The organism is Pseudomonas sp. LBUM1660 (assembly GCF_059695935.1).
This window is the reverse complement of the sequence record NZ_CP166795.1, coordinates 2,837,811-2,851,675: the sequence shown is the minus strand read 5'-3', so window position 1 is coordinate 2,851,675 and position 13,865 is coordinate 2,837,811. Positions and strand designations below refer to the sequence as shown.

Genomic DNA, 13,865 nt, shown 5'->3' with positions numbered 1-13,865 from the left:
TTCCCCTGTGGGAGCGGGCTTGCTCGCGAAGGGGCCATCCCTCACACCGGAGATTTCGCGATAGACGGGTTAGGCCGCATCGAGCACAACCCGTAATAAATCAGCCCCCCCAGCGCCGAACCGGTAAACCAGCCGTAACTGTAAAACCAGCTGAACGCATCGCTGCCCAATGACAGCAGCGTCAACGCCACCGGCACGCCAAACGCGATAAACCCGAACCAGTTCCACGCCGGGTACACGTCATCGCGATACAACCCAGCCAGGTCCAGTTGCTGTTTCTTGATCAGGAAATAGTCCACCACCATGATCCCGGCGATCGGGCCCAACAGGCTCGAATAGCCCAGCAGCCAATTGGAGTACACCGTCTCCAGGCTCAAATCCGAGACGATCAACCCGAGCTTCTTCAACAACTCATGGGCCATCAGCGCCAGGCCAACCAGTCCGGTGAGGATCACCGCTTTCGTGCGGTTGATAAGCTTGGGCGCAACGTTCTGGAAGTCATTGGTCGGCGACACGATGTTGGCCGCTGTGTTGGTCGACAACGTGGCAATGATGATCAGCGCCATGGCCAACGCGACCCAGACCGGGCTCTGGATATGGCCGATCAGGGTGACCGGATCGGAGACGGTAACGCCCACCAGTTTGACCGAGGCGGCCGTCATTACCACGCCCAGCGATGCGAACAGAAACATGGTCAGGGGCAAGCCGATGATCTGCCCGACGATCTGATCCTTCTGGCTTTTCGCATAACGGCTGAAGTCCGGAATATTCAGAGACAAGGTGGCCCAAAACCCGACCATCGCGGTCAGCCCGGCGGCAAAGTAACTGACCACGCTTGCCCCTTCTGGGCGCTTGGGCGGGATCGCCATCAGTTCGGTCATCGACACGTTCGGCATGGCCCACACCAGCAGCCCCACGCCCACCAGCACCAACAACGGCGCCGAGAGGGTTTCCAGCCATTTGATCGAGTCCGCACCGCGAATCACCACCCACAGGTTCAAGGCCCAGAACACCATGAAGCCAATCACTTCACCGGTCCCGCCGAGGGCTTTCCAGCCGTCGAACACCGAGCCGAGAAACAAGTGAATGGCCAGCCCGCCAAACATCGTCTGTATGCCGAACCAGCCACACGCCACCAGCGCACGAATCAGGCAAGGAACGTTGGAACCGAGGATGCCGAAGGACGAACGCAGCAGCACCGGAAACGGAATGCCGTACTTGGTTCCGGGGAAGGCGTTCAGGGTCAGCGGGATCAATACGATGATGTTGGCGAACAGAATCGCCAGCAACGCTTCGCCGACGCTCAAACCGAAATAAGCGGTGAGCACGCCGCCTAGCGTGTAGGTCGGCACGCAGATCGCCATGCCAACCCACAGGGCAGTGATGTGCCATTTGTTCCAGGTTCGTTCACGCACCTTGGTTGGTGCCATGTCGTGGTTGTAACGGGGACTGTCGAGGACGTCGCTGCCGGCTTCGAGCTCAAACAAGCCGTCGCGCTCGGTCACTTGCGATCTGATCTGTTGCATGGCCGCTCCACTGTTCTTTGAATTATTTTTTGCTCATCAGGGGCTGGTGGCATCAATAAGCGTGCCGGGCACCCCGTTTGCGCATCGGGCAGTTCCACAAAAACTTCGCAACCAACTGATGTTTATCAGTTTTTATATATCGCGCCGATAAGTCCCCGATTACTTGCCTGTTCACTCAGGCCGAATGCCAGGCAAGTTGTCCGAACCGTCAGGACTCAATCTGGTGCATGGGTCCTTTTTTCAAAGTCGCGCATCAACCATAGACCATCCTCAAGCAGCTGATTTCACATAAGAAATCTCGTTCATTTTAAGAACCTGTCAAGTGCGTCAAAATGGTTCGAGGCCACACCATTTTGGTGATTATCAGTTTTAATCGTTATTTATCAACATGTTAAAACAGAAATAAGCTTATAAAAAATATTCTTGCTCATTCCATAAACTCAGACTAGTTTCTATTCCTGACAGCGCTGACAGGAATACACCTGTTTGCGCAGGCTTCATATAAAACATTTAGAACCGACATAAGTCGGTCATTGCCTGCGAGGAACTCGGAATGTCTCTGTTGATCCGTGGCGCCACCGTTATTACCCATGATGAAAGTTATCGCGCCGACGTCTATTGCGCCGACGGCGTGATCAAAGCCATCGGCGACAATCTTGATGTACCGGCCGGAGCCGAAGTGCTCGACGGCAGCGGCCAATACTTGATGCCCGGCGGCATCGACCCGCACACGCACATGCAACTGCCCTTCATGGGCACCGTGGCCAGTGAAGACTTTTTCAGTGGCACCGCGGCAGGCCTTGCCGGTGGCACCACGTCGATCATCGACTTCGTGATTCCCAATCCGCAGCAATCCTTGATGGAAGCCTTTCATCAGTGGCGCGGCTGGGCCGAGAAGTCGGCATCGGATTACGGTTTCCATGTCGCCATTACCTGGTGGAGCGAACAGGTTCGCGAGGAAATGGCGGAGCTGGTCTGCCAGCACGGGGTCAACAGCTTCAAGCATTTCATGGCGTACAAGAACGCGATCATGGCGGCCGATGACACCTTGGTGGCGAGTTTCGAGCGCTGCCTGGAACTCGGCGCAGTGCCGACCGTGCACGCGGAGAACGGTGAGTTGGTGTATCACCTGCAACGCAAATTGATGGCCCAGGGCATGACCGGGCCCGAGGCGCATCCCCTCTCCCGGCCCTCCCAAGTGGAAGGCGAAGCCGCAAGCCGGGCGATCCGCATTGCCGAAACCCTGGGCACGCCGCTGTACCTGGTGCATGTCTCGACCAAGGAAGCGCTGGACGAAATCACTTACGCCCGCAGCAAGGGCCAGCAGGTCTACGGCGAAGTACTCGCCGGGCATCTGCTGCTGGACGACAGCGTCTACCAACACCCGGACTGGCAGACCGCCGCCGGTTACGTGATGAGCCCGCCCTTCCGTCCTCGCGGCCATCAAGAGGCGCTTTGGCATGGATTGCAATCAGGCAACCTGCACACCACCGCCACCGACCACTGCTGCTTCTGTGCCGAGCAAAAAGCCGCCGGCCGGGATGACTTCAGCAAGATCCCCAATGGCACCGCCGGTATCGAAGACCGCATGGCTGTGCTTTGGGATGAAGGGGTCAACACCGGCCGTCTGTCGATGCAGCATTTCGTAGCGCTGACCTCCACCAACACCGCAAAGATTTTCAACCTCTACCCGCGTAAAGGCGCGATTCGCGTGGGTGCGGATGCAGACCTGGTGCTGTGGGACCCAGAGGGGACGCGGACTATTTCGGCCAAGACCCACCACCAGCAGGTCGACTTCAACATCTTCGAAGGCAAGACCGTGCGCGGCGTGCCGAGCCATACCGTGAGCCAGGGCCGGGTGGTCTGGGCCGATGGTGATCTGCGCGCTGAGCGTGGCGCCGGGCGGTATGTCGAACGGCCGGCGTATCCGGCGGTGTTTGATTTGCTGAGTAAGCGGGCTGAGTTGAACAGGCCGACGGCTGTGAAGCGCTGAGATCGAGGCCTTCGGCCTTCGCGGGCAAGCCTCGCTCCTACAGGGGAATGCATTCCAAAAAGTAGGAGCGAGGCTTGCCCGCGAAGAGGCCGGCCCAGACAACACGAATACCAATGCCCATCAGAGGCAGCACCTCAATAACCGTGAGGAAAAAAAACCGTGATCAAATCCCTGAACCACCTCCCGCATCCCTATGAGAATGCGGCCGCCCTCGACGGCCATTTCACCGACCTGGCACCACCACTCAATGACCGTCAGGCGCATCTGGAAGCCTCGCGCTGCCTGTATTGCTACGACGCGCCGTGCGTGAATGCCTGCCCGAGCGAGATCGATATCCCGTCGTTTATCCGCAATATCCATCAGGAAAACGTTCAGGGCGCTGCGCAGAAAATCCTCTCGGCGAACATACTCGGTGGCAGCTGCGCCCGGGTGTGTCCGACGGAAATCCTCTGCCAGCAAGCCTGCGTGCGCAACAACGACCACGAGTGCGCACCGGTATTGATCGGCCTGTTGCAACGTTACGCCGTCGACAACGCGCACTTCAGCGAACACCCCTTCCAGCGCGCCGCCGCCACCGGCAAACGCATCGCCGTGGTCGGTGCCGGCCCGGCCGGTTTGTCCTGCGCTCACCGCAGTGCGATGCATGGCCATGACGTGGTGATTTTCGAGGCCCGGGAAAAGGCTGGCGGCCTCAACGAATACGGGATCGCCAAGTACAAACTGGTGGATGACTACGCGCAGAAGGAGCTTGAGTTCCTGCTGCAGATTGGCGGCATCGAAATCCGCCACGGCCAGAAACTCGGCGAGAACCTGACCCTCAGCGAACTGCATCAGCAATTCGACGCGGTGTTCCTTGGCCTCGGCCTGGCCGCCAGTAAACAACTCGGCTTGCCTCACGAAGACGCACCCGGCCTGCTCGCTGCCACCGACTACATCCGCGAACTGCGTCAGGCGGATGACCTGAGCCAACTGCCGCTGGCGGACCATTGCATCGTCCTCGGCGCCGGCAATACGGCCATCGACATGGCCGTGCAAATGGCCCGCCTGGGGGCTCACGACGTGAATCTGGTGTACCGCCGTGGTGTCGAGGAAATGGGCGCCACCGGCCACGAGCAAGACATCGCCAAGGCCAATCAAGTGCGCTTGCTGACATGGGCACAGCCCGAAGAAGTGCTGCTCAATGACCAAGGCAAGGTGCGCGGCATGCGCTTCGCCCGCACGCATCTGGTAGAAGGCCGCCTGCAAACCACCGGCGAAACCTTCGAGCTGGCCGCCGACGCGATCTTCAAAGCCATCGGCCAGGCTTTCGATTCCAGCGCCCTCGCCGACCCTCTGGCACGTGAACTCAAGCGCCAGGGCGACAGGATCCAGGTCGATGAACAGCTGCGCACCAGCATCCCCGGCGTGTATGCCGGCGGCGACTGCACCAGCCTCGATCAGGACCTCACCGTGCAAGCCGTGCAGCATGGCAAACGGGCTGCCGAGGCCATCAACGCTCAACTGATGCTCAACGTGGAGGCTGCGTAAATGGCCGATCTTTCGATTGTCTTCGCCGGCATCAAGTCCCCGAATCCGTTCTGGCTGGCCTCCGCGCCGCCGACCGACAAGGCCTACAACGTGGTCCGAGCCTTCGAGGCCGGCTGGGGTGGCGTGGTCTGGAAAACCCTGGGTGAAGACCCGGCGGCGGTCAACGTGTCGTCACGTTACTCGGCGCACTTCGGTGCCAACCGTGAAGTGGTGGGTTTCAACAATATCGAGCTGATCACCGACCGCTCGCTGGAGATCAACCTGCGGGAAATCACCCAGGTCAAAAAGGACTGGCCGGACCGCGCGCTGATCGTTTCGCTGATGGTGCCGTGCGTCGAAGAGTCGTGGAAATTCATCTTGCCGCTGGTGGAAGCCACCGGCGCCGACGGCATCGAGCTGAACTTCGGTTGCCCCCACGGCATGCCGGAACGGGGCATGGGCGCGGCGGTTGGTCAGGTGCCGGAGTACGTCGAGCAGGTCACCCGCTGGTGCAAGACGTATTGCTCGCTGCCGGTGATCGTCAAGCTCACGCCGAACATCACCGACATCCGCGTCGCCGCCCGCGCGGCCCATCGCGGCGGCGCGGATGCGGTGTCGCTGATCAACACCATCAACTCGATCACCAGCGTCAATCTGGAGCGCATGGTCGCCAACCCTGCCGTCGGCAGTCAAAGCACCCATGGCGGTTATTGCGGTTCGGCGGTGAAGCCGATTGCGCTGAACATGGTCGCCGAAATCGCCCGTGATCCGCAGACTCAGGGCCTGCCGATCTCCGGCATTGGCGGCATTGGCAGCTGGCGTGATGCCGCGGAATTCATCGCCCTGGGCAGCGGCTCGGTGCAGGTGTGCACCGCGGCGATGCTGCATGGCTTCCGCATTGTCGAAGAGATGAAGGACGGTCTGTCACGCTGGATGGACAGTCAGGGTTACGCCAGCATCCCGGAATTTTCCGGCAGCGCGGTGGGCAATACCACGGACTGGAAGTACCTGGACATCAACTATCAGGTGATTGCGAAGATTGATCAGGACGCGTGCATTGGCTGCGGACGCTGCCACATTGCTTGCGAAGATACCTCGCACCAGGCAGTCGCCAGCCTGAAACAGGCGGACGGGACGCATAAGTACGAAGTGATTGAGGATGAATGCGTCGGCTGCAACCTGTGCCAGATCACCTGCCCGGTGGAGGATTGCATCGAGATGGTGCCGATGGAGAACGGCAGGCCATTTCTGGATTGGAATCATGATCCGCGAAATCCCTACCATGTAGCCGTCTGAGATCTGCATCGCCTGAGCCTACGCCTTCGCGGGCAAGCCTCGCTCCTACAGGTTTTGTGTCGATCCACGATTAATTAATCGACGCTGGCCCTGTAGGAGCGAGGCTTGCCCGCGAAGAGGCCGTCAGCTGCACCGCAAACCTCAAGGCTCCAACCCGATCCCCCGCAATATCACACTCGTCACCGTCTGCACCGCCCGCTCGAACTGCATGTCCGACAGCGGCTGATGGTCATTGAGGATATTCACCTGATGATCAAAGTCCGCGTAATGCTGGGTCGACGCCCAGATCATGTACAGCAGGCTTGAAGGCTCCACCGGCAGGATCCGTTTGTCGTCCACCCACTGGCGGATTTTCGCTTCTTTCATCTTGGCCCAGTCGTACAGGCTCTCGTCCAGCGCCACGCCCAGGGTGGGGGCGCCGTGGATGATTTCATTGGCCCAGACTTTCGACCCATAAGGCCGGCTGCGGGAGTGGTTCATCTTGGCGCGGATGTAGCTGCTGAGCACCACGCGCGGATCGTCGAACAGCTCGAAGCACAACGCGTCCTGCTTCCAGACTTCCAGCAGATCGAACAGCACTGCGCTGTACAGTTCGGTCTTGGTGCTGAAGTAGTAATGCAGATTAGAGCGCGGCAGTTGCACTTGCGCGGCAATGTCGGCCATGGCGGTGCCGCCGAAGCCTTTTTCGGCGAAGACCTTTTCGGCCCCCAGCAGAATTTTCTCGACGTTACTGCGACGAATCTCGATCTTGTGATTGCCCATGAGGGCTCCCTGACAACAGCGTTGGCCAAGACTAGCATCCGCTCTACCACGCGGCGACAAGGGAAACGGAAACTTCGTACACCCAGGTGCTCGCAAGTAAACTGACGCGCCTTTCGACCTGCCTCCGAGGTATTTACGATGCTGCTCAAGAAAGCGCTGACCACCGCCGCCCTGCTCGGCTCGCTGCTCACCGCATCCTCGGTGTTTGCCCACGCCCATTTGAAAGACCGGACCCCGGCTGCTGACAGCACAGTGGCCTGGTTTTTTTCTGCATCAAACCCGGTGAACGCACACCACATACCCGGCCGGCCGGGGTTGCGCCTGCTGGAGCAAGGTCAATCTGCCGAACTGGGTTTCAGCCTGCACTACCGCAAACTTGACTAGCCCAACATCTGACTCAGCACCGCACGCAACTTGCCGGGCTTTACCGGTTTATTCAGCAGCGGCGCGCCAAGTCGCTGCAACGAGCGCCGACATTGGTCGGTGCGGTCGGCGGTGATAATCACCGCTGGAATCGTCTGGCTGAAATGCTCGCGCAAATGCCGCACCACATCACTCCCCACCACCCCGTGATCGAGGTGGTAGTCGGCCAGAATCAGTTCCGGCGCCCGTCCCTGCAAAGCCGCCAGCGCTGAGTGCTCATCCGTGGCAATGACCACCTCGCAGCCCCACTGCCCGAGCAGCGCGTTCATGCTTTCAAGAATGCTCACTTCGTTGTCCAGCACCAGCAGGCGCCGGCCCGGCAACGGATTGCCGGTGCCCGGCAGCGGCGCTGCCAGGCTGATCGGCAACGGAATCTCATGGGAAATCGGCACGTCGATGCTGAACATCGAACCGCGTCCCGGCCGCGAGAAAACTCCGATTTTATAGCCGAGGATCTGGGCGATACGCTCGACAATCGCCAGCCCGAGCCCCACGCCCTTGCGGTCGGCGGCGCGCCCGACATCCAGCTGGTTGAATTCGAGGAAGATCGAGTCCAGCCGGTCCGCCGCGATCCCGCGCCCGGTGTCCCACACTTCCAGGCGCAGCATGTCGCCGCGCCGTCTGGCCCCCAGCAGAATGCTGCCCTCATCGGTATAACGGCAGGCATTGCTGAGAAAGTTACGCAGGATGCGTGTCATCAAGCGCAAGTCGGTATGAATGGCGTAGTCGCCCATGTGAACCCGCAGGTTCAACCCGGCAGCCTCGGCCACCGACTGGAATTCCGAGACCAGCGGCGCGAGCAATTCGTCGAGGCGGTACAACGCGACGTCTGGCTTGACGGCGGCCTGGTCGAGCCGGGAAATGTCCAGCAAGTCGGTGAGCAAATCTTCCGCGCCTTCCAGGGCCTGGTGCGTGCGCTCCACCAACACCTGCTCGACATCCGGCAATTTGCGCTCGCGCAACGTCGATATCAGCAAACGGGCGGCGTTGAGTGGCTGCAGCAAGTCATGGCTGGCAGCAGCGAGGTATTTGTCCTTGCTGCGATTGGCGGCTTCGGCGGCATCCCGGGCGTCGCGCAAAGCTTCTGCGATCTGTTTACGCTGGGTGATCTGCTGTTGCAGGTTGCGATTGGCTTCCAGCAATTCGTCGGTGCGCGCGGTGACCCGCTGCTCCAGTTCGTCATTGAGTTGTAGCAGGCGCTGCTGGGCTAGTTTGCGTTCGGTGATATCGGCGACGAAGCCCTCCACCAGCCCTTCCTGATCGGGCTTGAGCAGCAGGTTCATCAGCACATCGAGGCTACTGCCGTCCTTGCGCCGCAACTGGGTTTCATAACCGTGCAGGCTGCCCTGATGCCGGAGGATCTCGCCGATGTTCTCCAACTCCCGGGCACCGCCGACAAACAGGTTGCTCGCCAGGTCCGCCAGTGAAAACAGCACCTCTTGCGGGTCCTGATAGCCAAGCATCCGCGCCAGGGCCGGGTTGGCGGCGCGCATGCCTTCCATGAGGCTGGCCTGGAAGATCCCGTGCACGGCGTTTTCGAACAGCCATTTATAGCGATTGCGCTCGGCTTCCAACTCGTCCAGCCGTGCGGCGAGTTCCGGGTAATGGCTCTTGCGCGCCGAGTGGCGGCCTAATCCCAGTAGCCCGGCGAGCGCGCGTTGCTGCTCGTCAGAGGGCTTCGCCATAGACGACCTCGACATCACGCTGGCTGGATTCGCGCGGGTTGGTGAGGATGCACGGGTCGTGCATGGCGTGTTGCGACAGGAACGGAATGTCCGCCATGCTGACCCCGTGCAAACCCAGGGTTTCATGGAAGCCGATCGCGTGTTTCAGGGCGATCAGGTGTTCGACCAGACGCCCGCAGATCTGCCGGTGATTGAGGCCACGGCAATCGATGCCGAAGGTCTCGGCGATCACCTTGAAGCGATCCGGCGCTGAACTGTAGTTGAACGCCACCACGTGTTCGACCAGCACCGCGTTGCACAAGCCGTGGGGCAAATCGAGGAAGCCACCGAGGCTGTGGGACATCGCGTGCACCGCGCCCAGAATCGCGTTGGAGAACGCCAGCCCGGCCTGCATGCTGCCGAGCATGATTTTCTCGCGCAGGGCAATGTCCGTCGGGTTGGCGATCATCTGCACCAGGTTGCCGTTGATCAGGCGCATCGCTTCCAGGGCGTGCGGGTCGGTCAGCGGCCCGTGACCGGTGGAAACGAACGCTTCGATGGCATGCACCAGCGCATCGATGCCGGTACAGGCCGACAGGAACGGGTCCATGCTCAGGGTGGTTTCCGGGTCGATCAACGACACGTCTGGCACCACGGCTTTGCTCACGATGGAGAATTTCATGCGTTCTTGCTGGTTGGAAATGATCACGAATTGCGAGACATCGGCCGAGGTGCCGGCGGTGGTCGGTATCAGGATCAGCGGCGGGCTGGGCACGCGGATGGTATCGACGCCTTCGAACTCAAGGATGTTGCGCCCGTGGGCGACGACGATGCCGATGCCTTTGCCGCAATCCATCGGACTGCCACCACCGACCGCGACGATCACATCGCAGTGGTTTTCCTTGTACAACTCGGCGCCGAGCATGACCTCCTCGACCCGAGGGTTGGGCGACACGTCGCTATAGAGAAAGTAATCGATGCCCTGGGCTTGCAGGCTGGCTTCAACATCGGCCACCCAACCGGCGGCAATCACACCGGGGTCGCTGACCACCAGCACCTTGCGCGCACCAAAGGTCTTGGCGCAGTTGCCGACGTTGTGCCGGCAACCGGCACCGAAGATGATTTCAGGCGAAACGAATTTACGCAGCTGGCTGAGACTCTGGCTCATTGGAAAGCCTGTTTTTATTGTTTTGAAGGTAGAACCACACTAACCCATCCCGCCGCGAATGCAATCAGACCAATGGGTAGCGTTTGCCCGGGGATTTTGTGTCCACCGCAGATCCCTTGTAGGAGTGAGCCTGCTCGCGAAAGCGGTGGGTCAGGCAATGTAGATGTTGAATGTGCAGGCCTCTTCGCGAGCAGGCTCACTCCTACGGGGGATGTGTGTCGTCCTTGATTCAGCCGCGATAGATCAGCCGCGAAGCCTTCTCGTTACGCAATGTCAGGTGTTCCATGCCCTGCCCCGGCGCGTCCGCTTCGTCGCGGGCCTTGAGGATCACCCCGTGGTGCGCGGACTTGCTGCACACCGGGTCGGCGTTTTCGGCATCGCCGGTCAGCATGAACGCCTGGCAGCGGCAGCCGCCCAGGTCCTTGTGCTTTTCATCGCAGGAGCGGCACGGCTCTTTCATCCAGTCATCACCACGAAAGCGATTGAAGCCGAAGGATTCGGTCCAGATGTGCGAGACGCTGTGCTCGCGCACGTTGGGGAACTCCACCGGTAACTGGCGGGCGCTGTGACAGGGCAACGCCGTGCCGTCCGGGGTGATGTCGAGAAACAGGTTGGCCCAGCCGTTCATGCAGGTCTTGGGGCGCTCTTCGTAGTAGTCCGGGGTGACGAAAATCAGCTTGCAGGGATGGCCCTGCGCCTCAAGCCGCTCGCGATATTCGTTGGTAATGCGCTCGGCACGCTGCAATTGCTCGCGGGTCGGCAGCAGGCCGACGCGGTTGAGCTCGGCCCAGCCGTAGAACTGACACGTGGCCAGTTCGACGAAATCCGCTTCCAGCTCCAGGCACAGGTCGATGATCTGCGCGATCTGGTCGATGTTGTGCCGGTGGGTGACGAAATTCAGCACCATCGGGTAACCCTGGGCTTTCACCGCCCGGGCCATGGCCAGCTTCTGGGCAAAGGCCTTGCGCGAACCGGCGAGCATGTTGTTGACCTGCTCGTCGGCCGCCTGAAAGCTGATCTGGATGTGGTCCAGCCCGGCGACCTTGAAGTCGCGGACTTTCTGCTCGGTCAGGCCGATGCCCGAGGTGATCAGGTTGGTGTAGTAACCCATATCCCGCGCCGCTTTGATCAGCTCGGCCAGGTCCTGACGCACCAACGGCTCACCCCCGGAAAAGCCAAGTTGCGCCGCGCCCATCTCCCGGGCTTCGCGGAACACCCGAATCCATTCTTCGGTGCTCAATTCCTCGCCTTGCTGGGCGAAATCCAGCGGGTTGGAGCAATACGGGCATTGCAACGGGCAGCGATAGGTCAGCTCGGCCAACAGCCAGAGCGGCGGACCGGGATGTGTCACGATCTGGTTCACAACGCGATCCCCCTGTGCCAGACGTTCTCGGCGGTGACGGTGTGATACGGCGCACGGCCCAACTCGTAGGCCATGCTCATTGCGTCGAGCATGCTCCACAGCACGTCGAGCTTGAACTGCAGAATCTCCAGCATACGTTGCTGACCTTCGACAGTGACGTAGTGCGCCAGGGTGATGCGCAAACCATGCTCGACATCGCGCCGCGCCTGGCTCAGGCGCGTGCGGAAATAGTCGTAACCGGCCGGGTCGATCCACGGGTAATGCGTGGGCCACGCGTCGAGACGGGACTGGTGGATCTGCGGCGCGAACAGTTCGGTGAGCGAACTGCTGGCCGCTTCCTGCCAACAGGCGCGACGGGCGAAATTGACGTAGGCGTCCACGGCGAAGCGCACGCCGGGCAGCACCAGTTCCTGGGAGAGGATTTGCTCACGGTCCAACCCCACCGCTTCACCCAGCCGCAGCCAGGCTTCGATGCCACCTTCGCTGCCGGGGACGCCGTCGTGGTCGAGGATGCGTTGCAGCCATTCACGGCGCACGTCGCGCTCCGGGCAGTTGGCGAGGATGGCGGCATCCTTGAGCGGGATGTTCACCTGGTAGTAGAAGCGATTGGCGACCCAGCCCTGAATCTGCTCGCGGGTAGCGCGGCCGGCGTACATGGCTTGGTGGAACGGGTGGTGGATGTGGTAATAGGCGCCTTTGGTGCGCAGGGCTTGTTCGAATTCGGCTGTGGACATTGGTTGGTCAGTCATTGCGGTTCTCCGGATTTCGCGGTGTTACGGCTGACGCCTTCGCGGGCAAGCCTCGCTCCTACAAGGTTTCGCCGACCGCAGAAGTGGCGCACGCCACAAAACCTGTAGGAACGAGGCTTGCCCGCGAAGAGGCCATGAGCTACAGCACAAGACTCATCCCATCAAAAGCCACTTCAATCCCCCGCCGCTCCAATAACGCCCGCTCAGCCGAGTCTTCATCGAGGATCGGATTGGTGTTGTTAATGTGGATCAGCACTTTGCGCTGGCGTGTAAACCCCTCCAGCACTTCAAGCATCCCGCCAGCACCGCTTTGCGGCAGATGCCCCATTTCACTGCCCAGGCTATGGCCGACTTCGCACACGCGCATTTCGTCGTCGCGCCACAAGGTGCCGTCCAGCAGCAGGCAATCGGCGCGTTGCATCCAGCTCAGCACTTCGTCGTCGATTTGCCCAAGGCCCGGGGCATAGAACACGCTGGCGCCGCTGCGCCGGTCTTCGATAAACAAACCGATGGTGTCGCCCGGTTGCGGATTGCCGCGATTGGGCGAATACGGCGGCGCGTTGCTCACCAAGGGAATCGCGCGAAACTGCAGGTGCTCGCAGGCCGCAATGCTGAACGGTTCACGGTCCAGCCCGACCGGTTGCCACTGCAAGCCACCGTTCCAGTGCTCAAGCATGGTGAACAAGGGAAAGCCACTGCTGAGGTCTTGATGAACGCGTTCCGTGCACCAGACCGAATGCGGACACCCTTCACGCAAGCTCAACAGGCCGGTGCAATGGTCGATCTGGCTGTCCAGCAGGACGACCGCGGCGATGGCCGTATCGCGCAAGCGGCGGGCCGGTTGCATTGCCGGGAAACTTTCAAGCTGAGCACGAATGTCCGGTGACGCATTGCACAGCACCCACTCCACACCGTCGTCGCTCAGGGCAATCGACGACTGCATGCGCCGTTGCGCCCGCAGGCTGCCATTGCGCATCCCGGCGCATTGGCGGCAGTTGCAGTTCCATTGCGGGAAACCGCCACCAGCGGCGGAACCGAGAACACGAATGTGCATGGGAGGCTCCAGAAGGCAGGCCCGGCCAACGCGACGGCTGGCCGGGTGGACAATCAACGGTTGGCGAAATACATCGTCACTTCAAAACCAATGCGCAGATCGGTAAACGCGGGTTTATTCCACATGGGTCAATCCTCTTCTTGTGCCGGGACATTCCGGTAAAGCCATTAATGCACGTGGCGCCAAGTGATCGAATGCTACTTTGGAACGAGGTGGCGGCGTGCGTTGGTAGGGGGTGTTAGAAGGCGTAGGCATTACACAAAACAGTGTGGCGAGGGAGCTTGCTCCCGCTGGGTCGCGGAGCGACCCCATTCCCGACAACCCGGTGCATCAGGCACACCGGGGGGGCCGGGATTGCGAC

The 13,865-nt window shown here is 60.7% G+C and carries 11 protein-coding genes and 1 pseudogene; 4 read left to right on the top strand and 8 right to left on the bottom strand.

Going from position 1 to position 13,865, the window contains the following annotated elements; translation table 11 throughout:
* Window positions 1–41: 41 nt before the first annotated feature.
* Complete coding sequence (locus tag ACA068_RS13470; RefSeq protein ID WP_497310261.1) at window positions 42–1,526, bottom strand: NCS1 family nucleobase:cation symporter-1; 1,485 nt, start codon at window positions 1,524–1,526, stop codon at window positions 42–44.
* 553 nt (window positions 1,527–2,079) lie between these two features.
* Between ACA068_RS13470 and hydA the strand changes: the two genes are divergently transcribed.
* The 3 genes from hydA to preA all read left to right on the top strand — a co-directional run bounded on the left by hydA (window position 2,080) and on the right by preA (window position 6,321).
* On the top strand, window positions 2,080–3,519 hold the full coding sequence (hydA, locus tag ACA068_RS13465) for a dihydropyrimidinase (protein WP_497310260.1): 1,440 nt from the start codon (window positions 2,080–2,082) through the stop codon (window positions 3,517–3,519).
* A 159-nt stretch (window positions 3,520–3,678) separates the two neighbouring features.
* On the top strand, window positions 3,679–5,046 hold the full coding sequence (locus ACA068_RS13460) for an NAD(P)-dependent oxidoreductase (RefSeq protein ID WP_497310259.1): 1,368 nt from the start codon (window positions 3,679–3,681) through the stop codon (window positions 5,044–5,046).
* Window positions 5,047–6,321 carry an NAD-dependent dihydropyrimidine dehydrogenase subunit PreA gene (preA, locus tag ACA068_RS13455; RefSeq protein WP_497310258.1) on the top strand — a complete coding sequence of 425 codons (1,275 nt, stop codon included), beginning with the start codon at window positions 5,047–5,049 and terminating at the stop codon, window positions 6,319–6,321. It begins immediately after the preceding gene.
* A 141-nt stretch (window positions 6,322–6,462) separates the two neighbouring features.
* Here the strand turns inward: preA and ACA068_RS13450 are convergent, their stop codons facing one another.
* Entirely contained in the window at window positions 6,463–7,083 is a 621-nt protein-coding gene (locus tag ACA068_RS13450) for a TetR/AcrR family transcriptional regulator (RefSeq protein WP_497310257.1), read from the bottom strand.
* Window positions 7,084–7,356: 273 nt separating this feature from the next.
* Between ACA068_RS13450 and ACA068_RS13445 the strand changes: the two are divergent.
* Window positions 7,357–7,467: pseudogene (locus ACA068_RS13445) on the top strand (aldose 1-epimerase); the annotation flags it as partial.
* Here ACA068_RS13445 and ACA068_RS13440 read toward each other — a convergent pair.
* The 6 genes from ACA068_RS13440 to pqqA form a co-directional block, all read right to left on the bottom strand.
* Entirely contained in the window at window positions 7,464–9,191 is a 1,728-nt protein-coding gene (locus ACA068_RS13440) for a hybrid sensor histidine kinase/response regulator (protein WP_497310256.1), read from the bottom strand. The pseudogene ACA068_RS13445 and the gene ACA068_RS13440 overlap by 4 nt on opposite strands.
* The gene (ercA, locus tag ACA068_RS13435) at window positions 9,175–10,338 is read right to left on the bottom strand and encodes an alcohol dehydrogenase-like regulatory protein ErcA (RefSeq protein WP_403098548.1); all 1,164 of its coding nucleotides are present in this window, start codon (window positions 10,336–10,338) and stop codon (window positions 9,175–9,177) included. The genes ACA068_RS13440 and ercA overlap by 17 nt, the downstream gene beginning before the upstream one ends.
* 229 nt (window positions 10,339–10,567) lie before the next feature.
* Window positions 10,568–11,701: a pyrroloquinoline quinone biosynthesis protein PqqE gene (gene pqqE, locus ACA068_RS13430; RefSeq protein ID WP_497310255.1), complete on the bottom strand. Its 1,134-nt coding sequence runs from the start codon at window positions 11,699–11,701 to the stop codon at window positions 10,568–10,570.
* Window positions 11,698–12,450: a pyrroloquinoline-quinone synthase PqqC gene (pqqC, locus tag ACA068_RS13425; protein ID WP_497310254.1), complete on the bottom strand. Its 753-nt coding sequence runs from the start codon at window positions 12,448–12,450 to the stop codon at window positions 11,698–11,700. The genes pqqE and pqqC overlap by 4 nt, the downstream gene beginning before the upstream one ends.
* Window positions 12,451–12,589: 139 nt before the next feature.
* The gene (pqqB, locus tag ACA068_RS13420; RefSeq protein WP_497310253.1) at window positions 12,590–13,504 is read right to left on the bottom strand and encodes a pyrroloquinoline quinone biosynthesis protein PqqB; all 915 of its coding nucleotides are present in this window, start codon (window positions 13,502–13,504) and stop codon (window positions 12,590–12,592) included.
* Window positions 13,505–13,557: 53 nt separating this feature from the next.
* Window positions 13,558–13,629, bottom strand: a complete 72-nt coding sequence (gene pqqA, locus ACA068_RS13415) for a pyrroloquinoline quinone precursor peptide PqqA (protein WP_010455123.1) — start codon at window positions 13,627–13,629, stop codon at window positions 13,558–13,560.
* Window positions 13,630–13,865 lie beyond the last annotated feature (236 nt).

Bases quoted from the DNA above. Each gene is read 5' to 3' on its own strand.
- ACA068_RS13470 (WP_497310261.1), bottom strand. From the start codon at position 1,526: ATGCAACAGATCAGATCGCAAGTGACCGAGCGCGACGGCTTGTTTGAG.
- hydA (WP_497310260.1), top strand. From the start codon at position 2,080: ATGTCTCTGTTGATCCGTGGCGCCACCGTTATTACCCATGATGAAAGT.
- preA (WP_497310258.1), top strand. From the start codon at position 5,047: ATGGCCGATCTTTCGATTGTCTTCGCCGGCATCAAGTCCCCGAATCCG.
- ACA068_RS13450 (WP_497310257.1), bottom strand. From the start codon at position 7,083: ATGGGCAATCACAAGATCGAGATTCGTCGCAGTAACGTCGAGAAAATT.
- ACA068_RS13440 (WP_497310256.1), bottom strand. From the start codon at position 9,191: ATGGCGAAGCCCTCTGACGAGCAGCAACGCGCGCTCGCCGGGCTACTG.
- ercA (WP_403098548.1), bottom strand. From the start codon at position 10,338: ATGAGCCAGAGTCTCAGCCAGCTGCGTAAATTCGTTTCGCCTGAAATC.
- pqqC (WP_497310254.1), bottom strand. From the start codon at position 12,450: ATGACTGACCAACCAATGTCCACAGCCGAATTCGAACAAGCCCTGCGC.
- pqqB (WP_497310253.1), bottom strand. From the start codon at position 13,504: ATGCACATTCGTGTTCTCGGTTCCGCCGCTGGTGGCGGTTTCCCGCAA.